Source organism: Thiobacillus sp. (genome assembly GCF_024708915.1).
In genome coordinates, this window is the sequence record NZ_JANJXQ010000190.1 from 1 (window position 1) to 26,674 (window position 26,674).

Genomic DNA, 26,674 nt, shown 5'->3' on the forward strand with positions numbered 1-26,674 from the left:
CACGCGGCAGCCGATCCCGGTGGTGCCGGCCGCCCACTACACCTGCGGAGGGGTGGTGACCGACAGCGACGCGCGCACCGACCTGTGCAACCTGTACGCGGTGGGCGAGGTGACGTTCACCGGGCTGCACGGCGCGAACCGGCTCGCCTCGAATTCCCTGCTGGAGTGCCTGGTGTTCGGCCATGCCGCGGCCACCGACATCCTCGCCACCCCGCCCGCCCCCGCGCTCGAGCTGCCGCCGTGGGACGCGTCGCGCGTCACCGATCCCGACGAGGAGGTGGTCATCTCGCACAACTGGGACGAATTGCGGCGTTTCATGTGGGACTACGTCGGCATCGTGCGTACCAACAAGCGGCTGACGCGTGCCTCGCACCGGATCCGGCTGCTGCGCGCCGAGATCGACGAGTTCTACCGCAACTTCCGGGTCAGCAACGACCTCATCGAACTGCGCAACCTGGTACAGAGTGCCGATCTCATCGTCCGCTGCGCGCAACTCCGGCAGGAAAGCCGCGGCCTGCATTACAGCCGGGACTATCCGGAGACGCTGCCGATCGCGGGCAACACCGTGCTCAACCCGCGTCCGGGGACGATGTGTCCGAGCGTGTGCGGCGTGTCCAGCGAAGCGACACCCTGAGACGGCGCAGGTCGTCCGCGGCTGCGCTGTCAGGCAGCAGGACCTGCGTCCGCACGCGCCGATCGGCGGCGCTGCGGTAGCGCAGCACGATCAACAACGGCGAAACCAGGCTGTCGGCCTCCACCTCGACGTCGTGCCATTCGCCCTCCTCCAGGCACTGGAGGCGCCCGTCTGCCGCCACACGAATCGCTGCGGAGCCACGTGCCTGCCGCCAGCCCCAGGCGGCCCATCCGATCACGCCCACCACGAGGAACGGCCGCGTTCCTGACGGCAGTTCGGCGAGCCAGACGGCGGCCAGCGCGAGCGCCGTCATGCCGACCAGCAACACCCCCAGCAGGCGTGAGGGCTTGACCTCAATCTCCCGCATGAGCGTGTACACTTTTGGCCTTCATTGCATTCTCCCTTGACAGGACCCCATCGTGATCGAACTCTGGAAGACGTTTCTTCGAACCCAAGGCGCGACCATCGACGGCTGCACCGTGCTTCACTACGGCGACCCGGCCGCCGAGCGTGCCGCGGCAGCGAACGGCACCGTGGTGGCGGATTTGTCGCAGCTCGGCGTCATGGCGTTCCGGGGCGACGATGCCGCCACGTTCCTGCAGAACCAGCTTACCAACGACGTGCGGGTGCTGCACGCCGACGCCGCCCAGTGGAGCGGCTACTGCAGCCCGAAGGGGCGCCTGCTCGGCAATTTCCTGATGTGGCGGCAGGGCGAGGACTTCTGCCTGCAACTGTCGGGCGACATCCTTGCCGGGCTCCTCAAGCGCCTGTCCATGTTCATCCTGCGCGCCAAGGTGCAGGGGCGCGACGCCAGCGACGAGAGCGTACGGCTCGTCGTCGCGGGCCCGCAGGCGCCCGACGCCGTCCGCGCCGCGATGGGTGCGATCCCGGAGGCCGCGATGCGCACCGTCGCCACCGAGGCCGGAACGGTCGTCCGCGTCGGCGAAGACAAGTTCGTGCTGTCGATCACGCCCGAGCGCGCCGCCGGCGTCTGGGAGGGCCTGCGCGGGTCGGCCACCCCGGTCGGCGCGCCGGTGTGGGACTGGTTGCGGCTCAATGCGGGCATTCCGATGATCGTCGCCGCCACCCAGGAGCAGTTCGTGCCGCAGATGGTCAATCTTGAAGCCATCGGCGGCGTGAGCTTTCAGAAAGGCTGCTATCCGGGCCAGGAAATCGTCGCCCGCAGCCAGTATCTGGGCAAACTCAAGCGCCGCATGTTCCTCGCGCATGTCGATGCCGAAGCCGCCGCGGGCGACAGCTTGTACAGCGCCGACCTCGCGGGCCAGACCACCGGCACCGTGGTCAATGCCGCTCCGGCACCGGCCGGCGGTTTCGATGTGCTGGCCGTGGCCCAGGTCGAAAGCGCGAACACGCACACCCTGCACCTGAAAGCGGCCGACGGCGCCGCTCTGACCTTGAAACCCTTGCCCTACGCGCTGCCCGAATAAGTGAAGTCCGTCTACGTTTATTACCGCATCGATCCCGCGCAAGCGGCACTGGCAAGCGACCGGATTGACGCCCTGCTAAGCGCAATGACAGGGCATTGCGGCCAGCTGCCGCGACGGATGAGCCGCTGCGACGATCCGGAAACGTGGATGGAGATTTACGAAGGGATTGCCGACTTTGCGGCGTTTGCCGCGGCCTTGAATGCAGCGGCCCTGCCCCTCGACTGCGCAGCGTTCATCCGCGGCGAACGCCATCTGGAATGTTTTTCCGCGCCCGACCAAGCAGTATAAAAAGCCGGGCGAACCCGGCTTTTTCGTCCACACCCGCCATTTGCTACCTGTTGCACAAATCATTAGTTATCAAATGGATAGCAAGCCGTGCAACTACAAATTCCGGCGAAATCCGTCACGCTTCAGTAATTCTGCATTGCCATGTCTGGACCGCATTTCAGTGGCTCCAGGCATGACAATGTTGCTCAGCGTTTCCACTCGTCAGGCAACGGATCGAGCGATATCGTTGCCGTCAGTCCTCTTTTACGCTTAGCACGCTCGCGCTCCTCCCGGTGCATCCCGAGCGAGAGGTAGATCAACGCTGACCTGGCCAGTTGCACAAGGCGTAGCGTTCGCTGTTCGAGGTCGGATCGGCTGATTGAGTGGGCTAACGTGTCGCAAAACGGGTCACTCGACACAGACCGCATTTCATGAACCTTCACATACTTGTGTTCGAGGTGGTGCCGCAACTCAGCCAAGGCGCGGGCTCCTGGCTCGGTTGAGTCCCGCATGTCCTCTTCGAATAGATCTTTGCTCAGCCAGAATAAACCACGAATCGGCCAGTTCTCGGATTTCACAAAGCGATCACGCACCGGCCCGTTGTCCTTATCACGCCAAATCGTTCTGAAGCTGATGCGCTTCTCGGGAATGCCCAGCGCAAGGTAGTGGTTCAGGAAGTAAGCGATCTTGTCGAGGATCGAGTAGGCCATCCGAAACGCCATCTTCACCTTCTCGACCGACAGCCCGTACGATGGATAGTCCATTGTGTTGTAGAGCAACACCTCACGGTCGGAGAAGTGCGGCTCCTCCGACCTGATCCCCTCCCACAGCATCCATCGCGCCGATACGAACTCCTGCTTCAGTGCGTTGAACATACCAGTCACGATCGGTGGCTCGTTGATCTCCGTGATGAAGTCCGGCAGGCTCATGATGTCGTGCGCGGCGACAGAGGCCTTTTCGACGTCGTTTAGCGGGTTGAGAAACAAGATGTTTTCGAGGCACCAGCGGCGATATGCGCGCTCCATCGCATCCTCACCCATGCCCCAGCCATCTGGATTGCGCGCCTTGCCGATTGCCTCGACATCGTAGTGATGCGCGATCTGTTCTGCCGATTGCATGAAGATAGGGGCCAGCCGATAGTCGCCCAGATACGGGTATCTAGCGGCCAGAGCTACCGCTTCGACGAGATCCTGGTGGGCATGAAAGGCAAATATCGCGTGGTGTCCCGGATCGTACAGCGCAGCGGCATAGTGCATGAGTGCACGCCCACGATTGGCGCGCGCCATCCAGAAGCTTGTGTCGATCGCGAGCGCGGCGCTCCAATATGCGCGCGCCTCGACAAAGCGGCCCAGCGTGTCGAGTTGATTGCCAAGGTTGGTGAGGATTTGACAGCGACGGATCGCGTCCATTTCAGTGAAACCAGAGCTGTTCGCCGCGCGGCGCAACAAAAACACTTGTTGGCGCACCTCCGGCTGCTCGAAGTCCCAGACAGCTTCGCGGTCGCCAAGCCGCCGCTTGTAGCGACACGCCCAAGCGTTGGCTCGGAAATAGTCGAGAAGCGCCATCTCAGGCGGCTCAAGCTTGCGTGCTCCCAAATCATCTGCGAGGGAAAGCGCGTGACAGGCGAGTGCAAGATCGTCGGCGTCGGAAGCTTGATCCACGAGCTGCGCGATCAGATCAAGCGCATCAGCGTCGGACAAGCCGTTTATGGTTGGCTTATGCATGGTAGCTATCTTGCCTGCCTTCGCCCTGCACGTCCGCATAGCCCACCCTGTGTCTGTTGACCCTACGAAGACGGTGCAGGACTGTTTGGAATGACCGGCGATTTGGGGCCGGCTTAGGCTGGAATACGCAGTAACCGCGGCTGCCCTTTGAGAGGTTCAAGATGTTGGCGGGCGCTTCGTCTCTCGTGCCATGGCAGCGAGTTCATCACCCAACCGGTGATCCAGCATGAAAACCTCTTGGAAGATACGCTTCTGGGTCCTTCTCAATTCTCTGAAGAGAGGAGAATCCGGTGTCTTGTGCCAAGGCGTCTCCATGGGCCGGCCGGGCAGATACTCTTCCGCGAAGGAAGGAATATACAGATTCAACTCCCTGCCGGTTTCCCTAGCCAGGCTCTCGGCGATCTCCAAGCCATCTGGGTCAATGTCCCCGAAATGGAGCCATTGGGCGTCTGGAAGATGCTTGAGAAGTGCGACAGCCGCCTCAATATCAGCACCTGGGGAGTAGATGGCCATCGCCGTATCCGGTATGGCGAGATCGATGTACGCCCCCAGATTCTCACAAGTCACAGCCAGCTTGGGCGACGAGCCTCTGAGGCCTTGGAGGCGCAGCCATAGACGTTCGGGCACAGCGCATTCCGTCAGCGCCAACGCCGTTTCGTGGAAGTCCACCTCTTGCTCGGCAAACACACCGCGTAGCCCTCTGTTTGGGCGGAAGCGCAATACCCAGTCCCTGGTAAGCGTTGCTGTAGGGGCAATCTGCGGTTCGTGTTTGGGTCCCAAGCCGGCAGCCGCGTTCCAGTTGCGGCGATTGAGCATGCCCGCGACCGTCTTCTGTCTCTTGAGGGCTGGCAGGGCTTCAATCGCACGGGGATCGTAAGGGTCCCGCTCGATTGAGCGGAGGAACTGAAAGTCCTCGCGCCATGCGGGCGCCATTTCGCTAAGGCGAGCTTCCAAGGATGGCGCGGTGCCGTTTCGCACGCGCCACTCACTCTTACGGCCGGTTGGCTCAATCCATCTGGCCGTTTCGAAACGACGGAGCAACTGGTCGTTACGACCGACCAGCTTGATCAGGCCGGTCTCCACCAGCCGCCCGAGCGACGCTATTTCCAAGGCGTTATTCATGCCGCTACCTTGATACCTCGAACAATCAGGCGCTCGTGAGGATCGAAGACACGATTGAGGGCATAAAGGATGCAACTGTAGCTTGGCGTCAACTCGGGCGCTGCGACGATCACCTGAAAGCCTTCGCGCTTGGCAAAATCGACGATAACGGCATGGCCTGACCCGTCGAGACGATGCGCTTCATCGACCGCGAACAAGGGGAATATCTGGTCCACCTTGATTTCCCCTTTCGCGGCAATAGAGCGGGTCAGCATCAAGGCTATCGCCAGCCCGGACCCGATTGACTCCCCCCCGGACAAGGATGCAGCAGGCGCCCACCCGGATCCTTTTCGGCAGGCCTCGATGGAGAGGTCCACGTAATTGCGGTAGTCCAGCAATTGCTCTCCGGTCAAAGATATCCCTTCTTCCTTGCCGGATGCCGCATCGAACCATTCCTTCAGGGCAGCATCCACCGGTTTCTTTTCCGAGAAGAGCTGTTCCGCAAACCCTTCAAGGACGGAAAGCATGTCGTCTCGTGGGGACAGCACGATTCTGATCCCGGTCACGTTGCCAAACGTGATGTTTTCGCCCAGCTTGCTCAGTTTGTCGATTTTCCTTTTTTGGGTAGAGGCTTGGGAACTGACGGTCTGGTGGAGATTGCGCGCCTTGATCCTGACCTCGTTCTCGTGGCCTATGAGCTTGCTGCCAAGGGTGGCACGGTGTTCCTTCATTACCTGAATCATGTCTTCGCCATCCACCTCGGCGCGGTCAATGCTGACGCGCTCCCGGACGATCCCCATGAGGATCGGCCAGAGGCTTAAGGTGGACAGCCGGTTACCGGGGTCCATGTCCTGAAGTATGGCCAGGCGGCCGGGCATCTCGTCCTGAAGCGCCACACCAAGGGCCGAAATCCGCTTGGTTTGCTCAACAGGCAGCCTTGCCTCATCGAAATACTCCAGGCTCTCGGCTGCCACAAACATCAGGTCGGCATCGCCGCCAAGCAATACTCTGGCAGAGGCTTCTTCCTCTTGAAGGGTAACAAGTGCCTTCTCGTTGGCGGCAATTTTGTCACCGAGCTGCTTGATCTCGGCGCCCATTTTTTCCAGCTTCTGCTCTTTGGCATTGAGATCGGCCCGCAACGCCTTCAACTGGTGTTCGTAGGGTTCCTCGATTCCCTGAATCTTCTCTTCAATCTCGCGACGTGTCCTCTCAGCCTTGGCGATCTCCTCCTGGCGGTCCTTCAATGCCTCTTCTGCGTCAGCCACTGCCTTGTCGATGGCGAGTGCATTGTCGCGTTGGGCAAGGTAATAGGCGATCCTCTCTTCGTGCGTTGCCAACGAGGTTTTTAGCTCATCCAGCTTTTCGGCTTCCAGGGTCAATTCCCCGTGCTTCTGTCGCTGCCCATCAATTTCCTTCAGGATCTCTTTTTGGCGTGCGGCGCGCGCATCGCTGCCAAATACTGGCGTCCTGTCCTTCTTGGTGGCAACATACCCTCCGGCCGATGGGCTAACATACCAATCGCCAGCCGCACGCAAATGGCGCGGTTCTGGCGATGTTGTGCCCAACCAGAAAGTGTCGGGAAGATCGTCCGAGGCGTGCAACCCTGAAAGCCCATTGATATCGATCCCAACGATGCCATCGGTCAAGCCGCAAAGCGCCAATTCGATGGATAGAGCTTCCTGCTCAGAAACGCCACCCAGGGCGTTTTCCAACGTCTGCCCGCCCGTTTTTTCAGCCAGTTTTTCCGAGAGGGCGGAGGCCATGCCGCTGTTGAGCCGATTGCTTTCCGTCTGGAGTTTTTCCATCTGGGATGCAACCGCGAAAGCCGCCTGCTCCGCAGCTTTTCTGTGGGTCTCTAGCCAATCTCGAACCCATTCGACAGTCTGGTTAATATGCTGGCCCGCAATCGCCTGCCATTGCTTCCTGCCTTGATCAAACGTGCTCTTGTTTGCCTTGGAGGTAGAGAGAGAACTACTCAACGTAGCAAGCGTACCGTTTAGCTCCGTGACATTGTCGGCAGCCCCACGCAGTTCCAATAGGGTGGTTTTCAGCACGGTTGTCTTGGTATTCTCGGCTTGCTCGATTTCTCTGCCGATGCGAGGAACGTCCTCCGATAGTTGGTTATGCGCGGCATTCATGTTCACCATGTCCGCCTTGTCTTTTCGGAGGCTTTCAGCAAGACCGCTGGTGGACTCCATCATCCATCGGAGCGAATGCAGCACAACCTCTTTTCCAACGCCATAGGTAGACTGAAGTAAGGAGAGCTCCTTTTCCGCCGAGACAATTTCGTTCTTGGTCATGACGACTTCATTGGTGCAAGTCTGAAGACCGGTGACAATATCCGAGACTTGGGTCGCTTCAGGCAGAAGGTAATCTTTCAGTTGGGTGACGACCTGATTTGAGACGCCGCCCTTGAACGTAGTTTCGATCAAGCTGCCATAAAGGCTCCGGTCTTGCCACATGGACATGCCCGAAGGAAGAATGCCTGCTTCGTAAAGCGCCTGGCAGTATTCGCCCACCGTCTTCCGGACGGAAACATCCAGGCCGCGGGTGGCACAATGCCGCTTGAACTCTGGGAAGGTCGGGAAAATCTCGTCCTCGCCGTCCTCCTGGGCCAGGATGGCATTCAAGGCTATCCCTTTGGGGTCGCGAAGCAGCCAGCGGGTGAACTCCGCGCGGCCGTCAACTTGTTCGACGTAGATGCCCGCGATTAACCGTCCCCCCGTTCTGGTGGTGATATCCAGAGCCACATAGGCATAGCCATAACGCGGATCAATGCTCTCGGCTAGCATATCAACCCCCGCTTTCCTGGCATCCTTTACCTCGGAAATTGGGCGGATATCGAGTGCCTTCCGGTCAGGGAGCAGGGCGTAGCCCAAACACATAGTCAGTGTGCTCTTGCCGGCGCCGGTAGGTCCCACCAAGCCCGTCAGGGGGCCTCTGTCGAGGTCGAGGACTTCGCAGCCGTCAACGCCTCGCCAACCGATGTAAGCGATCTGGTCAATTCTAGGATTCGTCGGGATCATTGTTCTCATCCTCATATTCTTCGCTGGGGGCGGCATCGTGGAATACGACGCCCCTTTCAATCGTCATCCTGATCCTTGCGTTTTCGTCTGGCGCATTGTCATGCCTGGCGAATTCAGCAAATCGGTGGATGGCTTCCAGCGGCCGGAATCTGTCGCCCCTGACTTCGATGAAGCAAAGATCTGCCAACAGCTTTAGGGCATTGCCGATGGCAAGTGTGATTCTGTCGTCCACTACGTTTTCCTTGCGTCCCGGTGCGTAGACCTGTTGCAGGACCTCTTTGGAAACAGTTGTCTCGATATCGTGCAGAAGTTGTGCCGTCCGCATCCAGCCCGAAGACCGGGTAATCTCCGGGTCTCTGGCCTTAAGCGCTATGAACATGCCCAAATGAATGCAGGTCTTGGGCAACAGGCGGGAGCGCAGCTTTGCCCCGGAAACGGTCAGAAAGAAAAATCCATCTGGGTGTTGCGCCAGAGTGGCCCCATAGTTCGCGTAGAAGGCCTTGAGATCGTCGTGATTGCTGCACAGCCACTCATAGACGTTAAGGTCGGACCTGTTGATGTGTCCCCCGCGACGCAAAACCAGATCAATGTCAACAAATTTCTTATCCAGGTAATTCATTTGGTTACCCTTAACTCTTCGATCTCGATGAGGGGAGTAATGCGCTGCCAGTCTCTGGCGTTCGGGTCGAGCTTGCCGGCCTGAACCATTTGCCCAATCAGCCAGGGGAAATAAGCGGCAACCCGAAGTTCATTGGACATTGACGGAAGGGCTGCCTCGAACAGCTTTGATGCACGCGCCTCGCCATTGGCCAGGTCGGCCACCAAGTATCTGATCAGCAGCTCTGGGATGGCATCCGGAGGTACTTCTTCGAATTCGCGCGTGTATCCATCCCGCTTCTTCGCGGTACGAGGGGGCGGCTTGGAGGGGGCAGTCCTGGCGATATCGGCCCGCATCCGATAGAAGCTTGGCTCATCCGCGACTTCTAGCGACCAGTCGGGTGCTTCGGCGATGGAGCGCTTCAGCGCATCCGTAACGCGCCTCTGGCGGTCCACACGGATGATCGTTCTCAGGAAAGTATGGACAACGCTGTGATGGTCCATCCAGTCGATTGCCCGCTGGGTTATCCACGCCCCGGTTGATTGCAGGCGGCGGACCAGATCATCATAAACCGCGTCAAACCCCTTGGGTGCGTGAGGTTTGGCCAAATCTGCGATCCTATCGATCAAGGAAAACGCCGTGCTGGTGGAACTGAGAACAGCTTCCTGGAGGTCTTCTATGGTCTTGATGACCAGGGAGAGCTGTTCTTCACATTGGCTAATCGACTCTTCACTGTTAGCGGTCAGGAGGGTCGGGATGAATGCGCGCATTTCGGCATGGCGCCGATCCAGGGCGTTCTGGTGCCGATGAATGCTGACCAGCATGTCCCGGAGGGCGTGCTGCATCTGAGAAATGACATCCCAGTGCCAATCGTCCGGAGTTGTTGCCTTCTCCGCGTCCTCGACGATTCGGGTGATCTGGTTGATGAACGCCTTGAAGATGGCAGTCAGCGGCTCACCGGAGAAGCGCGACTGGGTGACATGCCACTCCGCGACGGACTCGCCCAGGGACGTGAGCTGGTATTCCGCATCGCCGGAAAGGCGTAGGCGCACGATTTCCGCTTTCGTCAGGCAGCCCGCGTTCAGAAGGCGGGTCATGCTCTCGCTCATACGACGTTCGGCCTTTTGGGGATCTTTCACATCGAGTAGATCGATACGGCTGCTCAGACCTTGGATGGCGGAATAAGGGATTGTGAGGAGCCCGTCAGGACTTCGCTCGATTTCGTACTTGATTGTCGCCAATAGGGCGATGTCCCTTGGCCACAGATCCAGCCGACGTTCTTCGGTAAGGATCGGTTGGACAATCTCTGCGAAAGGAAGCGATTGATCCATCACGAAAGAATCCGGAAGAAGGCGGGGTTGAGTTTGTAGTGATACGACATCCCGATCTTCGGGCCGCGCGTCAGGAAGCCGAGTTCACAGAGGCGCTTCATCGTTCTGCTTACATGCGCATCGCGAATGGACAAGGCTGCTCCCAGTTGGGTTTTTGAAACTGCGCTCCCAGTGATCGGCAGCCGCTCCGCCAGATGCCACAAAATTACCCCCTCAACTTTACTCAGCGGAGACCGTTGCAAAGAGTGGAGTCCCAATTCGGTGACAACGATAGTGCGCGCCATAATCCTTGTTACTCAGGCCTTTAGGTAATCCTACCATTTTTGGTAATTTTACCAAAAATGGTAGGACTCTTGCTGCCGCTCAATTGCAGGAGGAATCCAAGGCTCAAGTACGCTCGACAGAGACACCCTCGATGGCCTGGGGGTGCGGCTCGCAATGGCAATTCTGCATCTGAGCATCAGCCAGTCGGAATTCGGCCGGCGGCTGGGGTCGTCGCCAGGCTTCGTCAGCGACGTGGTGCGCGGGCTGAAGAAGCCTGGCGCGGAATTCCTGCTCTGCGTAAAGCAGATTTTTGGGATCAGCACCGCACGATGCATGGCGGTGACGCCGCAGGCGGAAATCGACCGGATCACGCTGGACAACGTCAATCTCTTCCGGCATCGCTTCGGTTTCGAGGCGCCGCGCCGCCGGGTGCGCGAGCAGGTGCGTTCTCGGCCTCGCCGCCCTGGAAGCAGATGCTCGGCCAGTCCATTGTTGCGGCCATCTGCCTCGCCGGCGCCTGGGTGCTCAGGAAGCTCTATATCGAGCCTTCGGCTCGTGCGGACGGCGGCGAAACTCCTTACGCTAACCAGCAGTGCCCCTGCACCTTAACAGACATCGAACCGCCCGTTCCATAGCTTGCCCCCTCCTCGCCAAAATGCAGCAAGTGAAGCCAAACATATCCGGGGTATGATTTGAAGCTTGCTAAATCTGGCTAGGATCAAGCGATGTCGGCGCACAAGTTCTTATGGGGGGCACAATGTCAATGCATGTCTGCTTGCCAATTCGGGTAAGAATGCACCCCTTGTACACCAGTAGCAACTCGCCTTCTGGGGTGGCTATTAGCCTCCGCTGGGACCATCTTTCGTTTTTTGACCTCTGACTAACATGGGCCGTTGCTTTAAAGACGAAATTGCTTACATTCCGCAAGCTATCACGTGGGCGACTGCCCAAGAAGTTTTGTCTCTTCAACGCGCCATCCTAAACACTTCGTCGCGAAGCCTATTCGCAATTGGTTCCGGCGGTTCATATACGGTAGCCACATTCGCTGCGAGTTGTCATGAAAAACGTTTCGGTCAAATGTCGAGTGCAGTCACTCCACTTGAGTATCGAGGTGCTGGCGCAGCAATTCGTGACGCCGCCGCACTAATGCTTTCAGCTGAAGGCAAGAATAAAGACATCCTTGCCGCAGCTCAAAGCACATTAATATTTGGGCATGTTGGACTGGCTCTCACGCTGAAAAGTGATACTCCACTTGGAAAGTTTGCCAGTTCATCCGGTGCAATGAGCATCCAGGAATTCGAAATGCCTTGGGGTAAAGACGGGTATCTAGCGACTAATAGCTTGGTCGCCATGCTCATTCTTTTGGCGAAAGCCTACTGCAGAGACACCCAGAAGGACTTTGCTGCGCTGCTCAGCCACATAACGATGGCGTGGTTGGCGAAACGACGGAAATTAATCTCCGACGTGATCAGCGATTACCAAGTGGGTACTCAAGTCCTCGTTCTCTTTGGAACTACAAGTCGATTAACAGCCATTGATGTCGAATCAAAATTCGCAGAAGCCGCCCTTGGAACCTGCCAACTCGCGGATTATCGACAGTTTGCGCATGGCAGGCACTTACAACTCAGTTGCGCGCAAAATGCCGTAGTTATCGCTTTCGTGTCCAAAGGTGACGATGCGCTCGCGAAGGCGACCCTTACCCTATTGCCTAAGAATATTCGCCAGCTGATCCTAGAGGTTCCAGAAGGCGACGATATCGCTGCAGTCCAAGGAGCCATCGACGCGATACTAATCACGGACGTGGTTGCTGATATCCTGAGTATCGATCCGGGGCAGCCGGTCGTTCCCGAATTTTGCCGGGCCATACATCAGCTCGACCCCCGTGCCCTGATTCAGGAGGCACCTCCGCTAGTTCCTATCCCGGTCGCCAGAAAGCTAAAACGGGGCATCAATGACGCAAAGGCAGTTAGCCGCTTCACAGAATCCGCAACGGCCTATGCGGAAAAGCTGGCTCGGGCCGAGATTAAGGCTTTGGTATGCGACTTCGACGGTACTTTTTGCGAAACCGACAGGCGGTTCGACGGACTGGATTGCCTTCTTGCAGGTGATATCGAACGAATTTCTGACTACGGGATTCCAATCATTTTCGCAACCGGACGAGGCGATTCACTCCTGGGCGATTTACGAAATAAGGTTCATGCGCGGTGCTGGAAAAACATCTATATCGGCTACTACAGCGGCTCATACATAGGCGCCTTGGATGAAAAGCCGACTTTCCCTGCTGAAGACCCAAGGTTCAATGACCTGCTTTCCTGGCTCGACACTATTGGAGTTTATGCTCAGATCGAAGCTAACCCAAAGGTGAATTGCGGACAACTCGGTCTGCGTTGCGGCAACCATGCATCCCGCCATGAGGCAGTAACTGCCATCAAGCTGTGGATTCGGCGCCATGAATTTCGGGATTGGCGAGTCTACTGCTCGGGGCACTCCATCGATGTCCTATCGGATTGGGCCGGCAAACGAAAGGTAGTGGATTTCGTCGTTGAAAGATTCGCGGTAAACCCTGATACAGAGATTCTGCGTCTAGGCGACTCGGGGGATTTTGACGGCAATGATTTTGAGCTCCTCTGCGAGGGGCTTGGCTTAAGCGTGAATACCGTCTCTTCGGACCCCGCGAGCTGCTGGAACCTTTTGCCGATCGATAAGCGCGGTGTAGTAGGAACGAAATACTACCTTGATCACATGCACATCATGCCCAATCGCGACTCCATGTCATTGGCCTCCCTGTTTGAAGCAGTCCAAGAGCCAGGAGGCGCCCAGTGAGAGCTGAACTCGCCATGGACATCATCTCGGACCTGATGGAATGGGATGACGGTGAAGCCACGAGGGAGTTTGACTGGCTGAAAGTCATGGTCGATTACAAATTCGACCGGTATCAGGGCTATGGCCCTGGCGTCCACTTCTACATCAGCCTCATTCATTGGTTAGGTCAGTTTCAAGATGTAGAAGCGAGAAAGGCGGCTTATCGCTACTTGCGGCACCACCTCGTCTTCATCGGCCAATCTGAGCTTCACCAGCTCATCAAACTGGGAATGCCCGAAATGGAGAAGGATGCCCGACGCCTAATCGCCAAGAAGCAAGGGATCTCCTACTTCGAGACATGGACGAACGCCGGGGCAAAACGAGCCCTTCGCCTTATGTCGTTGCGAACGCTCTACGTCGGTCTGAGTGACGGGGCAAGGGTAGACATCTTCAGGCGAGACAACGACGGCCTTCTAACTAACGAACAGGTTGTCGCTTCTAGCGAGATATCCAACGACAAGTGGGGCAGCCTTGGGGAAAAGCTGAAAGATAGGCTGAAGCAATCTGGCTTTCCTGAGGCTGAGCAAAAATTCGAGCGGGTCTGCTTGATAGACGATTTTACGGGCTCCGGGTCAACTCTCATCCGCCCGAATGGCGCAGGGTGGGACGGCAAGGTGTTCAATTTCTGCCGTCAGAACAATGGTCGAGCAGAAATCGCAAGCCAATGCCACGTACAGATCCACCACTATCTCGCGTCGTCAAAGGCCAAATCAACCATCGAAGAAGCATTAACGGCTTATCAAGCCACCATACCCAAGTTTAGCTTTAACACCTCATACTCTTGGGTTCTGAGTCCATCCCCGCATGTGGTCATGGGGGCGGGTTCGGATCCAGACCTGATACGTTGGATCGACAGTCACTACGACCCGTCTATTGAAACCACACATAACTGCAAGGACGGAAAGCCGATTGCTCTTGGCTACAAGCAATGCGGGCTGCCAATCGTCTTGGAGCATAACACTCCGAATAACACGATTGCGCTGATGTGGGCAACCTCTAAGAACGGTAGCACGCCCCCCCACAAAATGAGGCCGCTGTTCCCTCGTATTGACAGGCACATCGACAATGGACAATCCGTTTAAGAAGCGCGCTGCAGAATTCATCGAAGAGCCGCTCGCGCTACTGTCCTTGCTTAGCGCCGAGCCAGTACGATCATTCTTCGAAAAGGACGCATCCACGTGCTTCGATCGTTTGACGCTTGTAGTTGGCACCCCTGGTAGCGGGAAAACTACGCTGGCCAGGCTATTGGAAATCGACACGCTGGTCGAAGTAATTCGCTCCGCCAACAATAACAATCGGGAAAGCCGTCAGCTCGCGATGACGTTGGCAGATCTACATATCCTGGAAGACCGGCTACCGTCCCGACTTGCCCATCGCATTCCCTGTGGGTCCAATTTTCGGAGCATCTGGGAACTTCCTTACCAAGAACGGACACGGTCTGGTCTGCTCAAGACGTTCATCCAGGTAAAAGCTGCCCTCGGCTGGTTGCGAAAGCTTGATCGCCTTCGAGTCGATCTCAGAGCAGTCAAGATCAATCTCTATCCTGGTATGGAGACGCATGGTGGAATTTTGAGGGCGGAAGATGCAATAGCTTTCCGCGAGTATGGCCGGGAGGTCGAGGAGCAAATCCTGACCGCTATTACATCACTAGCCCCCCCCGGAGAAGAAGAGCTTGCCAACACAGCAGCCAATGCTCCATACAACGTCTTCGACTGCATCGAGTCGTTCACGGTCGCTTCCATCCCAAACGTGACCGATAAACCCGTGACACTCCGACCGATGGTCATCATCGACGACGCGCATGAGCTACATGCTCGTCAATTTTCTGATATAGAAGGGTGGCTTCGAAATCGTGAAATAAAGATGTCGCGCTGGATCATGACCCGAGTCGATGCGATTGGCCCCGCCGAGTTCCGCAAGGCGATCAGTGAAATAGAGGCGGAGGAGAATTCGCCGGGGACGACCGCTGGACGCGACCGAACTATCAAGCTTCTGCAAGGAGAAAAACGGGACCGAAAGCGCTTTCGTACCATTTCCCGTGACGTATGTCGTCGCTATTTCTCCCAAATGCCCGCTTTCCAAAAGCGCGGCATCGATAAGCTGGACGATTGTTTATCAAGCAACGCGTTAAACCTTTCGAAAGCGGATACGCAAAAACTCGAAGAGCGAAACACGTCGCTCATTGAGGAAGCAAGGTTTTCGAAGCAGACCATTGAATCGTTGAAAAGCATGATCCCCGAGGAGCTGCCCGAAGAAGAGAAGAAGGCCATTCTGCATATTCTGCTCCACCGAGAGAAGCGCAAAACGCCTCAAGTTGGTCTATTCGACGATATCTCCGACGACGACTACATCGATGATGCAGAGGAAGAGGACATCGAGTCTACGGACGGCGCTGCATCGAAGAAGTTCGTCAAGCCCGCGCTGATTACGGGTGCCGCCATCCAGCTGACTCATGAGTTCGAGCGTCCGTTCTATCATTCGTTTGACCGGTTAGCTGACGCCAGCAGCGACAACATTGAACAGTTCATTAGTCTGGCTGGCGCTTTGGTCGACGAAATAGAAACTCGGATACTGCGTAACAGAAAAGCCGAACTCGATGCCAAGCAGCAGCATGCCATTCTGACGCGGCAGGCTGACAAGATCATGAGACAGTGGGACTTTCCTCACTGCGAATCCGTCAAGAAGCTCATCGCTTTCGTAGCGTCCCGATGCGTAGCACGGACAATGGAGCCAAATGCCCCGTTGTCTGATGGGGCAAACGCATTTGGAATCCCCCAAGCGGACATGGACGGCCTGGAGCAATCTGCACCGGAGCTAGTGCCCGTCATTCATTACGCAATCGCTTACAACGCGATAACGCTAAAGGAAAACTACAACTGCAAAAAGCGCCTGTGGTGTTTGTTCGAGCTAGGGGGAATCCCCATCGTCGCCAATCGACTGACATTGAATCGTGGAGGCTTCTGTGAGGGGCGTCTTAGCGATCTCAGAGAAAGTGTCATAAAGTGAAACGATTCTCCGTCAATAATTGCATTGCCCACAGTGGGCAAGACGCTAGAGACTTTGTCGAACACCTTCGTGCCTCAGGAGATGTCTTATTCATCGGCGCTGTTGGATTGGAACAAACGTCTTTGTTCTTTCCAACCCTATTTGGCTCTAGCGCGAACATCGATTTCAAATTCATCGTTGAAGAGCGACCATCAGTGGCCAGTGCATTGGCAAACTTAGGTCTTCAGCATCAAGCCTATTTAAAGGGCGCGATCAAAGGAACATGTAATTTTGAGCCTTTGGAAGTTATCGCGATAGACGGCGCCACAACCGGCGGCCGCAATGTGACAAACGTTGCAATGCCTTGGTTTTCGGAGAAGTACACTGATGTCGTCATCGATGTAACAGGCATGTCTAGGGGCGTCTGCTTCCCGCTGGTCAAATTTGCCTGCGACATCGGATTAAAAAAGCAATTCAACGTCCACGTGGTGGCGGCAGCGAGCGACACTCCATCGATCCAGCTTGACTCTGAAGCGAACGACCGCGCCGATTGGATGCACGGTTTTCAAGGACGCGTGGAGGCTGATCGCACAAGCGATGATTTGAAGCTTTGGGTTCCGCAATTAACCTCCGGGGCACGCAACCAGACGGTACTGATGCACGGCAGCATCCAGCCGACGGTAGCGGAAATTTGCCCCATTGTCCCGTTTCCTTCTCGGGAGCCACGACGTGGCGACGAGCTGATTAACGAATACTCAGAGCTCCTTCTCGATCGCTGGGAAAGCAGTCTTTTGAATATCATGTACGCCCATGAGTCGGATCCAATCGATGCGTACCGATCTATCCATCGTATGCATGCCGCTCGGGAGCTTGTGTTTAGCGGCAATGGGGGCGGCAAGCGGGCAGTAACGATTCTGTCTCCTGCCGGATGGCGGATTGGCAGCTTAGGCATGCTCCTTGCTGCGATCGAGCTATCCCTGCCGGTCTTGTATGTCGAGACGGTCGGGTATAATGCAAAAGGCTCCGTGCCTTTGTCGGTCGAAGTCGCGGAGCCGGACTGTCTTTGGCACATTTGGCTGGTGGGGAGCGTTTATGAGGATGAAGCATGCACCACGGGGTCGCACACGCTCGTCTGAGCTCCAAGCCGTTGGATCGGGACTAATTGCTCTCGACGTAATCCTCGATGAATCATCGTCCCCGGTCACCACAGCTGTCGGTGGCTCTGCGGGCAATGTTTTAGCCGCGCTCGCCTACCTGGGCTGGCATAGCGTGCCAGTTTGCGAACTCGGGAAAGACGCCGCAGGCGGGCAGGTTCGAGCCGAGTTCGAGCGTCTAAAGGCAGATCTACGCTTCGTGGTCGAAAGCGACCATACGTGCACGCCGGTTGTATATCAAATGCCGGCCGACTCCCCCGAGACCCATTCATTCAGTTTTAGGTGCCCCCATTGTGGTGAGCGGCGCGGTTTCTTGCCGCCAACAGATGCCCACCTCAGCGAACACGTCTTCGAAGGTGTTCCCACGCCAAGTGTTTTCTATTTCGATCGGGTCACGCCGGTGTCACTCGCCTTGGCGGAAAAATACCGCTCGAAAGGCATTCTTGTAGTGTTTGAACCTTCGACAGTTACAAATGATTCCGTTCAATTCCAGCGTGCGGTATCGGCAACTCACATTTTGAAGTATGCCGATAATCGTTTCGCCGAGTTCCCTTACGATGTAAGCAAGGTGGCGCTAGAAATCAAAACGATGGGCGCACATGGTCTCGAGTTCCGGTTTCCTTCGTTGCTTGGACAGTGGACGAATTTACCCGCAATTCGGGTACCAGTCGTGGCAGACACAGCAGGTGCTGGCGATTGGTGCACGGCCGGGATGCTTGCTGCACTATTCGAAGCTGGCGTCGAGTCGTCCTGGCAGCTGACATTCAACGCCGCGTATCGTGCTCTGCGTTATGGCCAATCCTTGGCGGCATTGAACTGCATGTATGCAGGCGCAAGAGGCGTGACGCACCGTTGGTCCGCACGCCACGTCAAGCATCTGGCTATCGAATTGCTGGAGAAGCCGAGCACTTCACTACGGCCGGCTCTCCAACAACGTAAGAAGACCAAAGGAAGGTCGGTCCAGCAACTATGCTGCGAGCCGATCGATATCTAGCTTCTTCTTGGTGATCTTCTTCTTTGCCTGAGTCTTCTTGTTTTGGGCTGCCCGAAGCTCATCGCGCACTTCCATCAGCAGTTGTCCCAGCATATTCTTGCCCACACCGTTCACTTCGCCCCAAAGGCGATTGACGGAGTTATCTACCGTCGCCTTCTCCACCAGCCGAGCATTACCGGTCGATAGAAGCAGTTCGCGTAGATCCTCATGCTGCGTGAACTTGGCTTGAAGCACGCGCTTCATGCGATCGAATTTGGTCTTCGACCAATCGGGATGAACGTCCCAAACGTAGAGGCCATGCGCCGCCATGGCTAAAAGCGAAGGTGACGGTGCCGCCATTAGCCATTCACGCACGCTGTCTTTGCGAGCTTTACCCGCTTGGTAAGCATGTTCCGAGGTGGGATATTCTCCTCCCTCGAAGACGATAGTGCGCCGATACAGATTGCTGAAAGCACCGTACGGCTTTTCATTGGCTCGGTAAAAGCTGATTTCCTTCATCTCGGTCTCCTATGCTGAAGCTGTCAATTCCGTTTCGTCGTTCTGGTTGCCCGCTGTTTCTTCCGGGTGCTCTTCTTGGCGGGCCCGCCTAGGGCAGTCGGCGGCGGCGGCCGCCAAACCTCAATCGCCTTCTCAATTTGATCGCTTGGCAGCAGCGCCAACATCTTCAGGACCGCTTCAACCGCCGCTGGACTACACCCCCCCCGCATCCACTCTGCGAAGGTCCGTTGAGATACGCCGGCGAGCCTGGCCATCTCCGCATAAGAGACCCGGTTGTTATGCATCAACTGAACATAAAAATGAATATGTTTCAGAGTATGCTGTAACTTATTAGTAGATACGGACATATTTAATGCAGAATACTGCATTTATTAGCAATGTCAAAGCGCAAAAAAAAGTGGCGAGTTCAGCCCCCCCGTAGGCCGAAGCACGGGGCTGGAGATCGAGAGGTGCTAAGACAGCGCCGAGCTTGGTATCAGGACTGCGCGGGAGGCACTGCTTGAAGGGGGACGCTTACGTGGAGCGGGCATGTATTCTTTGATCGCACGAAACACTGTCTGCCCCCGCAACACTCATGAAGCATCATCATTCGAAACCTTGCATTCCGATGGGATATTGAGGCAAACTCAAGCCATGAATTACTACCTCATTAATCAGGAAGCCTTTAGTGCCGAGACCACATGGTCTGAGGCAGGGGCATCTATTTCCGGGGTAACGAGCAGCGACTAACAGCTATTGTCTGAGTTGATTGACCGAAACCCCGCCCAGTGCGGGGTTTCTTTTTTCTGGGGTGCTTACAGACGAGGTACCGGAAGAATGAACAAAGGAAACACCCTTGCCCTTGTTGCAGCCGCGCCGCTGCTCTACCGGCTGCATGGAACCACCGGAAGCGGCTGGTCGATCCAGTATGGGTTCGAGTGCGGCGATGGCTGGTTCGACCTGCTGATGAATCTGTCGGTGAAGATCGAGGCCGACCTGCAGGCGATGCTCGCAGAAGGAAAGCGGCGGCAGGACTTGCCCTGTGTCCATCAGGTCAAGGAAAAATTCGGCACGCTGCGGTTCCATATGAGCCAGTTCGCACAGTGGCGCGAGTGGATTGATGAGGCCCAGGCTGAATCGGCGAAGACGTGCGAGCTGTGCGGCGCACCTGGCGCGCTGTCCATTCGCGGCGGCTGGTACCGTACGATGTGCCCGCGCCACCTCATGCTGTCCGGGCATGTGCCGGGGGGCATGGGCGACTTCTATTTCCTCGGCAGCGATGAATGCCTCACGCCTCGCGGAACGCCCCGCGAGGGCATGGAATACCAGGGCATCATCCGGCTCGCCACCGGCGACCTGGACGTGTGGAACAGGCCCGACAAGAAAATGCGCGGCCTCGTATTTGCCGACGAGCTTCCACCGCCGCTTTGGCCGGCGCTTTCCAGGGAAGCCGACGAGGACGGGATGATCCCGGCCGGCAAGGTCACGAATTATCTCTACGCGAACCGCTGGCTGCCGAACGTCCGCGCTGTCCTAGGCTTGCCGCCCGTCGAGCCAGGCGACTTCGTGGAAGAAGCTGAGAAATTGATCCGGCACCAGGATATGGACTTGGTCGGCTCGGTGGTATTGCCTGGGCTCCGTGGCGCCGTCCCGGTGTTTGTGCCGAACGATTTCAAGGACATGAAGATCGTTCCGTGGGAATTCATGCCCGAATGGCTTGCTGCCGAATTCAGGGGATGGCACGTCGGGGCGCAGCACCGTCTTGGGCCGTACTGGTTCGATTTTCAGGCTTTTGTGCGGAGAAGGTGAGATGCGTGCTCCTATCGACTTTCTGGCGGCCCGCCCGCTCCTGTTGCTGAATCCCAGGATGCGGCAGATCGAATTCGACGTGCCCCAAGCCTGGATGCCAGCGATCGAGCGCATGGCGGACAGGATGGAAAGCTGCCTGAAGAGGTTGGTAAAGGCCGGGCTTCCCATGAATGATCTGCCGCTCGTGGAGCGCATCGCGGTTGTAGATGGCAAGTTGGTCTTTGTAGCCGACTTTCCGGACACCGCTGTCGCTGAATTCCGTGCGGCCGGGGATGCCGCCGAGGCGGAATTCAACGGTCTAGAAAAAACATGACGTTGTTTAACGAATGAAACTCCACATCCTCAGCGACCTTCACTTGGAATTCGGCGGACTCCGGTTGCCCGAAGTCGATGCCGACGTGACCGTGCTCGCCGGCGACATCGGCGTGGGCCTGCAAGGCATCGAATGGGCCTTGCAGGCGATCCCCTATCATCAGCCGGTGATCTACGTCATGGGAAACCATGAGTTCTACGGCCAGCGCACCATGCCCGAGCTTTGGAAAAAGGCAAGAGAGAAGGTGGCCGGAACCCACGTCCACCTGCTTGAGAATGAGGCCGTCGAGATCGGTGGTGTGCGCTTTCTGGGAGCGACGCTCTGGACGGATTTTGATCTGTTCTGCGACCGCGAAGGCGGGATGAAGGCCGCCCTGGACATGAACGACTACTGGAACATCATCACGAATTCCGGGGCTGGTTACACCAGCAATCGGGCAACCAGGCTCACCCCCAAGGATACGCTCAGGATGCACCAGGAAAGTGTGTCCTGGCTATCAAAGGAGTTGGCCAACCGGGACAGCCGCCCAGTGGTGGTCGTGACGCACACGGCGCCGCATCGCGGCAGCCTGCACCCGAAGTATGAGCACCACGACATCTCGCCGGCTTTCGTTTCTGACCTGGAGGGCTTGGTGCAACGCACGGATCTCTGGATCCATGGGCACACCCACGACAGCTTCGACTACCGGGTGGGGGGATGTCGGGTGGTCTGCAACCCGCGGGGGTATGCGGGGCGGGAGTTGAACCCGGGATTCGATTCCGGTCTGGTGGTGGAGGTTTGAGAGTGCCGCTCTTCCTCGATACTGAGTTCAATCAGGGCGAGTTCAATCAGAACGAGGGGGGGCGTAACCAGGGAATTCAGCCTATTCTTCAGGCATTTGAGATTGCCTCATGGACTCGGCAATTACGCGCATCAACAGACCAGATAATTCTTTCTCATGAGTAACCAGTTTGCGCATCGAGTCGTCGTACGGAAATAAGGGACGGCTAACAACTGCCGGGGGAAAATCATCATATGGCCCGTCACCATATAGTCCGCCACCGTCATAATTTTTTTCCATCTGCCAGAACAGGATGCGTCGCTCGGCCAGCAAATGCAGGTTCTCTGTGTCTACCAGCCAAGTCTGAGCACAGAATTCTTCTAGAAGATTGTTTAATCGCCCCTTCAGGACAGACGCGATCTCCAGCGCACATACCAGGAATGCTTCCCTGAAGAGCCCGCCGATCAATGCCAGCAAATCGAGGTCTACTGGCGTTTGCTTGATTAAGTTGTCCAGGGCGCCGGCATAAACAAGTTGATCAGGCATCTCAGCTGGCACCAGCAGCCTTCCGTTTACTGGAAGGTATCTCTGGACAAAATGTAGTTCGTTGGATAGGCGATACACGTTGGATGTAGCCAGGCATTTCGAAACAAAAGCGTGTGCTTCCGGAAGTGTCATCGTTCTGCCCTTGAGCAGATCCCAGAACGGCGAATGGAAGTACTTGGCTGTTCCCGAGAATTCAGGATGGGCATCTACATTCCGGACCAGATCGAATGAACGCTTAGGATGCGCTCCTTGTGTTGGCACTGAGCCCGTCCGGCGCACCTCCTCAAATGCCCGCCTCCGGTCAGCTCCACAGCGTCTTTCCTCGCCTTCCTCACGAGCGAATTCAACATCCAGTTTGTAGTCACTCCAATTGCCTCGCGCCTTGACGGCCGAGTACCAGACTTTTGCCCTGAGTTGGTCAGCCTCATCCAAAGGCGGGCGGCCTCTCTTGGACTCGGGATCACTTGGACGTGATTTCTTAGTCATGTGGTGCGATGAAATTCACAAATTTATGTGGCTTACGCATCCTACGTTGATCCGGTATCAATGGATATAACAAACGTGACTAGACGTGAACTGGCGTCAATTTCCATGCAGACCGAAAACTTCGAAGAGATCCTGATGAAGGAGTACGGCCCCTTGATGGGAGGGGAGGATCTAAGGCGCGCCTTGGGTTACCGGACTTGGTCTGCGTTCGCCAGGTCGGTGCGGATGGGGGGGCTGGGGGTGACCGTGTTCGAAATAGCCGGCCGTCGGGGAAAGTTTGCCTTTACTCGGGATGTGGCGAAGTGGCTGCAAAGCGTTGGGGCGAGCCAGTCCGACAGACAGACTAGCGAGGAGGAAAAATCATGAGCCCATGAACCAGAACTTTTCTGGGCGTAGAAAAGCACAGGGCTTGGAAACCTTTGGAGAGGTGACCAAGCCCTTGGAGTGTGCACAAGCGGGACGCCTGTGCATGCACTATGTGTGAGCAGCAATGGATTGTCAAGTGAGCGGTGCTTGAGGCACGAACTCGCCCTTTGATTCCCGTTCTGCGTTGCGCCCATTGCCGGGAAGCCGGCGATGTGGGCACGTCGCCACGTGGCGACTGCCTGTGACTTCAACCTCATTTGGAGGTGGAGTGCCAATGGCGCAACCATTCAGCCAGTCCAAGGCATATAGGGATCTCACTTACGCGGCGATTGCAGATCTCACCGAGCATCAAGCACGAGAAAAATTCACGTTATTACACTGGGGTAGCCTGACAACAATGCCTTGCCCGGAATGCGGGAAGGTTGATACGCATTATGTGCGTCGCCAACGTCACCAATGGCGCTGCAAGCACTGCGACAGGGTATTTAGTGCGACAACAGGCACTCCGTTCGCCAACCGCAAACTGCCGTTCAAGAAGCTACTGCTCCTGGTGTATGAATTCATCTGCTCGCCCAAGGGATGTTCAGCCAATGCGCTTTGCGCAAGGCTCGGCACTACCTACCGGACGGCTTATCAGAATTTGTCCAAGCTTCGGGAGGTGTTGTATGAGCAGGCAGATTTAACCCCATTGTCCGGAACGGTACAGGTTGATGGAGGACACTTCTGTGGCAAACCGCGCCGGCCACGTAAACGCACCCAAGCTACTTCAGCCATCATCAACAACAAACTGAGGAACAGAAAGGCTGGCATGGTTCCGAATCACTCCCCCATCGAGTCGTGGAACCGGGAGAAGCTCAAGAAACGGCGAATCGTGCTAGTTCTACGGCAGCTGTCACAAACTCGTGGGCAAGGGGCTGTAAGAACGATCGCAAGAGTGATCATGGCTGAAGATGCCAGGCATGCCGTACCCGTTATCAAGAAGTACGTTGCTCCGGGAACCCTTATCCAGTCTGATGACGGACATGCCTACACAAGGCTAATCGCGTGGTATGACCATGAGTCGGTGCGTCACTCGGTCGAATACGCGACCGATAGCGGCGTCAATAACAACCAGGCTGAGTCGTATTTCGGTCGGATGCGACGGGCAGAGTATGGAACCTACCATGGGATGCGCCCGCAATACTTGGCCTTCTACGCGAGTGAGATAGCTTGGCGCGAGGACACTAGGCGTCAATCGCTCGCACAGAAATTCGAAGGCTTACTCACCAAGATGTTCCGCTGCGGGTTATCCAAGGCTTGGCGTGGGTATTTCCAAGGCCATAGGCTGGGATTCGAGTACCTCGGCTAATCAACCCAAATAGTCATCCGCAAGGCTCCATATTCCTTCCTTGTTGGAGGACGGATCATGGTGCCTTTTAAGCTTTCCCTCAGAGAACAGTGTCTTGAGACGCGTGTGGAGCGATTTGTGGAGGGCGGCCCGACTTCCAACTGAAGCGTTCAGATCGCCGTGCCTCGCCTCAATGAAGGCACCAATCTCAGACATTCTTGCGGGGACGCCTTCGCGCAGGCGCAAACAAAGTAATATTGATTTCGTCAATTCACCCCGTGGCAATTTGATCCTGACGTAGTGACTGCGTATTGGTTGAATATGCTCAATTTGAATCTGGATCTCATGCAGGCCAAGGCTGCGGTCAATGGCTGCGAGGTCCTCTTCGAGCTTCGATAATTCTTCAATCAGCTGCTTCGCGGTGGCCAGCGCAGATCGTGTCTTCCTGATTTCTCCCGCGAGGCGAGCACGTTTATCGATTAGCCATTTGAGGGAGGAAGGAATTTTCGGGGTCATGCCCCATATTCAATCTCCCTCCTCGTTTTGCTTCAAGGGCAACAGGTAACAAATGGCGTCCACACCGCGCTGCGCCTTTAATCCACCTCCAGCACCGGCACCCGCGCGGCCAGCGCGCACAGCAGTTCATAGCTGCTGGTGCCCGCGGCAGCTGCCACTGCATCCACCGGCAGCCCCTCCCCCCACAGCACCACCGGGCTGCCGACCCCGGCGTCGGTGCATTCGCTCAAATCCACGCACAGCATATCCATCGATACCCGCCCGAGCGTGCGGCTCATGCGGCCATCGACCAGCACCGGGGTGCCGGTAAGCGCATGGCGCGGATAGCCGTCGGCATAGCCGCAGGCCACCACGCCCACCCGCATGGCACGTTCGGCGCGGAACAGCTGACCATATCCCACCCCTTCGCCCGCCTGCAGGGTCTGCACGCTGATGATTTCCGACTGCAGGGTCATCGCCGGCCGCAGGCCCAGCTGCGCGGCTGACGCGTCGGCAAAAGGCGAAGCGCCATACAGCATCAGCCCCGGCCTGGCCCATCCGCCCAGGGTCTCCGGGTAACGCAGCAGCGCCGCCGAATTGGCGCTGCTCCACGGCAGGCCGTGGCCGGCAATCTCGTGCAGAAAGGCTTGCAACTGCCAGTCAACGCCCGCCGCCTCATCCGCCTGGGCAAAGTGGGTCATCAGCGCGACGCCGGCCACGCCGGGCAAACTCCGCGCCCGCGCGACGACGGCAGCATGCTCGGCGAGCGGAAACCCCAGCCGGTGCATGCCGCTGTCGAACTTGAGAAAGACCTGAATCGGGCGGACGGGCGGTTGCCGCCGCAACCAGTCGAGCTGCCCGGCGTGGTGCAGCACCGGCCACAGATCCAGCTCGGCGCAGGGGGCGATTTCATCGGCGCCGAATATCCCCTCGAGCAGCAGAATAGGCTGCTCCACGCCCATCTGCCGCAGATTGGCGGCTTCTTCCAGCGTCAGCACCGCAAAGCCGTCGGCGGCCGCCAGTCCGCGGCGCGCACGCGATAGTCCGTGCCCGTAAGCGTTGGCCTTGACCACGGCAAACAGGCGCGCCGCCCCCGCGTAACTGCGCGCCACGCGCAGATTGTGCGCCATCGCACCAATCGAAATCCGTGCCTGGATGGGACGCATCAGGGCTTAGTAGGCGCCGGGCTGCGCCAGCGATTCGAAACGCGTGTATTCGCCGATGAAGGCCAGCCTTACCGTGCCGATCGGGCCGTTACGCTGCTTGCTGATGATGATTTCGGCGGTGCCCTTGTCCTGCGTGTCGGGGTTGTAGACTTCGTCGCGGTAGATGAACAGGATGACGTCGGCATCCTGTTCGATGGCGCCCGATTCGCGCAGGTCGGACATCACCGGGCGCTTGTTGGGGCGCTGCTCCAGCCCGCGGTTCAACTGCGACAGCGCGATCACCGGCACGTGCAATTCCTTCGCCAGCCCCTTCAGCGCGCGCGAGATTTCGGAGATTTCGGTGGCGCGGTTCTCGCCCCCGCCGCTGCCCGCCATCAGCTGCAGATAGTCGATCACGATGAGGCCGAGCTTGCCGCACTGGCGCATCAGCCGGCGCGCGCGCGCGCGCAGTTCCAGCACGTTGAGTCCGGGCGATTCGTCGATGAAGACCGGCGCCTCGTTGAGCTTGCCGAGCGCGTAGGTGAGGCGCTGCCAGTCGTCT

Annotated in this window: 26 protein-coding genes and 1 pseudogene; 15 read left to right on the top strand and 12 right to left on the bottom strand. The window is 57.3% G+C overall.

Going from position 1 to position 26,674, the window contains the following annotated elements; genetic code table 11:
• A partial coding sequence (locus tag Q0L94_RS13010) for an FAD-binding protein (RefSeq protein ID WP_296753852.1) occupies window positions 1-634 on the top strand: 634 nt, incomplete at its 5' end.
• On the opposite strand, the gene Q0L94_RS13015 is transcribed toward Q0L94_RS13010, so the two are convergent.
• Window positions 570-1,013 carry a protein YgfX gene (locus tag Q0L94_RS13015; RefSeq protein WP_296753854.1) on the bottom strand — a complete coding sequence of 148 codons (444 nt, stop codon included), beginning with the start codon at window positions 1,011-1,013 and terminating at the stop codon, window positions 570-572. The genes Q0L94_RS13010 and Q0L94_RS13015 overlap by 65 nt on opposite strands.
• A gap of 40 nt (window positions 1,014-1,053) precedes the next feature.
• On the opposite strand from Q0L94_RS13015, the gene Q0L94_RS13020 reads away from it, so the two are divergent.
• Together Q0L94_RS13020 and Q0L94_RS13025 are read left to right on the top strand one after the other, a co-directional pair.
• Window positions 1,054-2,082: a folate-binding protein gene (locus tag Q0L94_RS13020; RefSeq protein ID WP_296753855.1), complete on the top strand. Its 1,029-nt coding sequence runs from the start codon at window positions 1,054-1,056 to the stop codon at window positions 2,080-2,082.
• Window positions 2,083-2,370, top strand: coding sequence for a DUF4936 family protein (locus tag Q0L94_RS13025; RefSeq protein WP_296753856.1), 288 nt, complete (start codon window positions 2,083-2,085; stop codon window positions 2,368-2,370).
• A 185-nt stretch (window positions 2,371-2,555) separates the two neighbouring features.
• On the opposite strand, the gene Q0L94_RS13030 is transcribed toward Q0L94_RS13025, so the two are convergent.
• The 6 genes from Q0L94_RS13030 to Q0L94_RS13055 form a co-directional block, all read right to left on the bottom strand.
• Window positions 2,556-4,073, bottom strand: coding sequence for an LA2681 family HEPN domain-containing protein (locus Q0L94_RS13030; RefSeq protein WP_296753858.1), 1,518 nt, complete (start codon window positions 4,071-4,073; stop codon window positions 2,556-2,558).
• A 156-nt stretch (window positions 4,074-4,229) separates the two neighbouring features.
• Window positions 4,230-5,195, bottom strand: coding sequence for a Wadjet anti-phage system protein JetD domain-containing protein (locus Q0L94_RS13035; RefSeq protein WP_296753859.1), 966 nt, complete (start codon window positions 5,193-5,195; stop codon window positions 4,230-4,232).
• Window positions 5,192-8,200 (bottom strand): AAA family ATPase, encoded by a 3,009-nt coding sequence (locus tag Q0L94_RS13040; RefSeq protein ID WP_296753861.1) that lies wholly within the window; start codon window positions 8,198-8,200, stop codon window positions 5,192-5,194. The genes Q0L94_RS13035 and Q0L94_RS13040 overlap by 4 nt, the downstream gene beginning before the upstream one ends.
• Window positions 8,181-8,819: a chromosome partition protein MukE gene (locus Q0L94_RS13045; RefSeq protein ID WP_296753862.1), complete on the bottom strand. Its 639-nt coding sequence runs from the start codon at window positions 8,817-8,819 to the stop codon at window positions 8,181-8,183. The genes Q0L94_RS13040 and Q0L94_RS13045 overlap by 20 nt, the downstream gene beginning before the upstream one ends.
• On the bottom strand, window positions 8,816-10,129 hold the full coding sequence (locus Q0L94_RS13050) for a hypothetical protein (protein ID WP_296753864.1): 1,314 nt from the start codon (window positions 10,127-10,129) through the stop codon (window positions 8,816-8,818). The genes Q0L94_RS13045 and Q0L94_RS13050 overlap by 4 nt, the downstream gene beginning before the upstream one ends.
• Window positions 10,129-10,413, bottom strand: a complete 285-nt coding sequence (locus Q0L94_RS13055) for a winged helix DNA-binding protein (RefSeq protein WP_296753865.1) — start codon at window positions 10,411-10,413, stop codon at window positions 10,129-10,131. The genes Q0L94_RS13050 and Q0L94_RS13055 overlap by 1 nt, the downstream gene beginning before the upstream one ends.
• A gap of 154 nt (window positions 10,414-10,567) precedes the next feature.
• Here Q0L94_RS13055 and Q0L94_RS13060 point away from each other — a divergent pair, with 154 nt between their 5' ends.
• From Q0L94_RS13060 to Q0L94_RS13085, 7 genes and pseudogenes are all read left to right on the top strand, one after another.
• Window positions 10,568-11,002, top strand: coding sequence for a helix-turn-helix transcriptional regulator (locus tag Q0L94_RS13060; protein ID WP_296753867.1), 435 nt, complete (start codon window positions 10,568-10,570; stop codon window positions 11,000-11,002).
• 276 nt (window positions 11,003-11,278) lie between these two features.
• A complete protein-coding gene (locus Q0L94_RS13065; protein ID WP_296753868.1) occupies window positions 11,279-13,216 on the top strand; it encodes a hypothetical protein in 1,938 nt (645 codons plus the stop codon).
• Window positions 13,217-13,230: 14 nt separating this feature from the next.
• Window positions 13,231-14,337: a hypothetical protein gene (locus Q0L94_RS13070; RefSeq protein WP_296753870.1), complete on the top strand. Its 1,107-nt coding sequence runs from the start codon at window positions 13,231-13,233 to the stop codon at window positions 14,335-14,337.
• Window positions 14,321-16,261, top strand: coding sequence for a hypothetical protein (locus Q0L94_RS13075; protein ID WP_296753871.1), 1,941 nt, complete (start codon window positions 14,321-14,323; stop codon window positions 16,259-16,261). The genes Q0L94_RS13070 and Q0L94_RS13075 overlap by 17 nt, the downstream gene beginning before the upstream one ends.
• Complete coding sequence (locus Q0L94_RS13080; RefSeq protein WP_296753872.1) at window positions 16,258-17,376, top strand: hypothetical protein; 1,119 nt, start codon at window positions 16,258-16,260, stop codon at window positions 17,374-17,376. Before Q0L94_RS13075 ends, Q0L94_RS13080 begins: the two co-directional genes overlap by 4 nt.
• Window positions 17,339-17,620 (top strand): annotated as a pseudogene (locus tag Q0L94_RS17940) (PfkB family carbohydrate kinase); the annotation flags it as partial. The gene Q0L94_RS13080 and the pseudogene Q0L94_RS17940, both read left to right, overlap by 38 nt.
• 87 nt (window positions 17,621-17,707) lie before the next feature.
• On the top strand, window positions 17,708-18,388 hold the full coding sequence (locus Q0L94_RS13085) for a hypothetical protein (protein WP_296753873.1): 681 nt from the start codon (window positions 17,708-17,710) through the stop codon (window positions 18,386-18,388).
• Here Q0L94_RS13085 and Q0L94_RS13090 read toward each other — a convergent pair.
• Entirely contained in the window at window positions 18,362-18,886 is a 525-nt protein-coding gene (locus tag Q0L94_RS13090; protein WP_296753874.1) for an NADAR family protein, read from the bottom strand. The two genes, Q0L94_RS13085 and Q0L94_RS13090, sit on opposite strands and share 27 nt — an antisense overlap.
• An 816-nt stretch (window positions 18,887-19,702) precedes the next feature.
• Here Q0L94_RS13090 and Q0L94_RS13095 point away from each other — a divergent pair.
• The 3 genes from Q0L94_RS13095 to Q0L94_RS13105 are packed head-to-tail and all read left to right on the top strand — an operon-like array spanning window position 19,703 to window position 21,768.
• A complete protein-coding gene (locus tag Q0L94_RS13095; protein ID WP_296753875.1) occupies window positions 19,703-20,674 on the top strand; it encodes a hypothetical protein in 972 nt (323 codons plus the stop codon).
• Between the two features lies 1 nt (window position 20,675).
• Entirely contained in the window at window positions 20,676-20,987 is a 312-nt protein-coding gene (locus Q0L94_RS13100) for a hypothetical protein (RefSeq protein WP_296753876.1), read from the top strand.
• 13 nt (window positions 20,988-21,000) lie between these two features.
• Window positions 21,001-21,768, top strand: a complete 768-nt coding sequence (locus Q0L94_RS13105; protein ID WP_296753877.1) for a metallophosphoesterase — start codon at window positions 21,001-21,003, stop codon at window positions 21,766-21,768.
• Between the two features lie 81 nt (window positions 21,769-21,849).
• Here Q0L94_RS13105 and Q0L94_RS13110 read toward each other — a convergent pair whose 3' ends face one another.
• The gene (locus Q0L94_RS13110) at window positions 21,850-22,725 is read right to left on the bottom strand and encodes a hypothetical protein (RefSeq protein WP_296753879.1); all 876 of its coding nucleotides are present in this window, start codon (window positions 22,723-22,725) and stop codon (window positions 21,850-21,852) included.
• Between the two features lie 159 nt (window positions 22,726-22,884).
• On the opposite strand from Q0L94_RS13110, the gene Q0L94_RS13115 reads away from it, so the two are divergent.
• Entirely contained in the window at window positions 22,885-23,145 is a 261-nt protein-coding gene (locus Q0L94_RS13115) for a hypothetical protein (RefSeq protein WP_296753880.1), read from the top strand.
• Window positions 23,146-23,419: 274 nt separating this feature from the next.
• Complete coding sequence (locus Q0L94_RS13120) at window positions 23,420-24,493, top strand: IS1595 family transposase (protein WP_296753882.1); 1,074 nt, start codon at window positions 23,420-23,422, stop codon at window positions 24,491-24,493.
• Here the strand turns inward: Q0L94_RS13120 and Q0L94_RS13125 are convergent, their stop codons facing one another.
• The 3 genes from Q0L94_RS13125 to Q0L94_RS13135 all read right to left on the bottom strand — a co-directional run.
• Window positions 24,494-24,988, bottom strand: a complete 495-nt coding sequence (locus tag Q0L94_RS13125) for a hypothetical protein (protein ID WP_296753883.1) — start codon at window positions 24,986-24,988, stop codon at window positions 24,494-24,496.
• Window positions 24,989-25,065: 77 nt separating this feature from the next.
• Complete coding sequence (gene alr, locus Q0L94_RS13130; protein WP_296753885.1) at window positions 25,066-26,133, bottom strand: alanine racemase; 1,068 nt, start codon at window positions 26,131-26,133, stop codon at window positions 25,066-25,068.
• A 6-nt stretch (window positions 26,134-26,139) separates the two neighbouring features.
• The coding region (locus Q0L94_RS13135) for a DnaB-like helicase C-terminal domain-containing protein (RefSeq protein ID WP_296753887.1) at window positions 26,140-26,674 on the bottom strand (535 nt) is incomplete at its 5' end.

What these genes read in the sequence shown, in the direction of transcription:
- Q0L94_RS13030 (WP_296753858.1), bottom strand. Translation starts at nt 4,073, where the DNA reads ATGCATAAGCCAACCATAAACGGCTTGTCCGACGCTGATGCGCTTGAT.
- Q0L94_RS13035 (WP_296753859.1), bottom strand. Translation starts at nt 5,195, where the DNA reads ATGAATAACGCCTTGGAAATAGCGTCGCTCGGGCGGCTGGTGGAGACC.
- Q0L94_RS13040 (WP_296753861.1), bottom strand. Translation starts at nt 8,200, where the DNA reads ATGATCCCGACGAATCCTAGAATTGACCAGATCGCTTACATCGGTTGG.
- Q0L94_RS13045 (WP_296753862.1), bottom strand. Translation starts at nt 8,819, where the DNA reads ATGAATTACCTGGATAAGAAATTTGTTGACATTGATCTGGTTTTGCGT.
- Q0L94_RS13050 (WP_296753864.1), bottom strand. Translation starts at nt 10,129, where the DNA reads ATGGATCAATCGCTTCCTTTCGCAGAGATTGTCCAACCGATCCTTACC.
- Q0L94_RS13055 (WP_296753865.1), bottom strand. Translation starts at nt 10,413, where the DNA reads ATGGCGCGCACTATCGTTGTCACCGAATTGGGACTCCACTCTTTGCAA.
- Q0L94_RS13060 (WP_296753867.1), top strand. Translation starts at nt 10,568, where the DNA reads ATGGCAATTCTGCATCTGAGCATCAGCCAGTCGGAATTCGGCCGGCGG.
- Q0L94_RS13065 (WP_296753868.1), top strand. Translation starts at nt 11,279, where the DNA reads ATGGGCCGTTGCTTTAAAGACGAAATTGCTTACATTCCGCAAGCTATC.
- Q0L94_RS13070 (WP_296753870.1), top strand. Translation starts at nt 13,231, where the DNA reads ATGGACATCATCTCGGACCTGATGGAATGGGATGACGGTGAAGCCACG.
- Q0L94_RS13075 (WP_296753871.1), top strand. Translation starts at nt 14,321, where the DNA reads ATGGACAATCCGTTTAAGAAGCGCGCTGCAGAATTCATCGAAGAGCCG.
- Q0L94_RS13090 (WP_296753874.1), bottom strand. Translation starts at nt 18,886, where the DNA reads ATGAAGGAAATCAGCTTTTACCGAGCCAATGAAAAGCCGTACGGTGCT.
- Q0L94_RS13095 (WP_296753875.1), top strand. Translation starts at nt 19,703, where the DNA reads ATGAACAAAGGAAACACCCTTGCCCTTGTTGCAGCCGCGCCGCTGCTC.
- Q0L94_RS13100 (WP_296753876.1), top strand. Translation starts at nt 20,676, where the DNA reads ATGCGTGCTCCTATCGACTTTCTGGCGGCCCGCCCGCTCCTGTTGCTG.
- Q0L94_RS13105 (WP_296753877.1), top strand. Translation starts at nt 21,001, where the DNA reads ATGAAACTCCACATCCTCAGCGACCTTCACTTGGAATTCGGCGGACTC.
- Q0L94_RS13115 (WP_296753880.1), top strand. Translation starts at nt 22,885, where the DNA reads ATGCAGACCGAAAACTTCGAAGAGATCCTGATGAAGGAGTACGGCCCC.
- Q0L94_RS13120 (WP_296753882.1), top strand. Translation starts at nt 23,420, where the DNA reads ATGGCGCAACCATTCAGCCAGTCCAAGGCATATAGGGATCTCACTTAC.
- Q0L94_RS13125 (WP_296753883.1), bottom strand. Translation starts at nt 24,988, where the DNA reads ATGACCCCGAAAATTCCTTCCTCCCTCAAATGGCTAATCGATAAACGT.
- alr (WP_296753885.1), bottom strand. Translation starts at nt 26,133, where the DNA reads ATGCGTCCCATCCAGGCACGGATTTCGATTGGTGCGATGGCGCACAAT.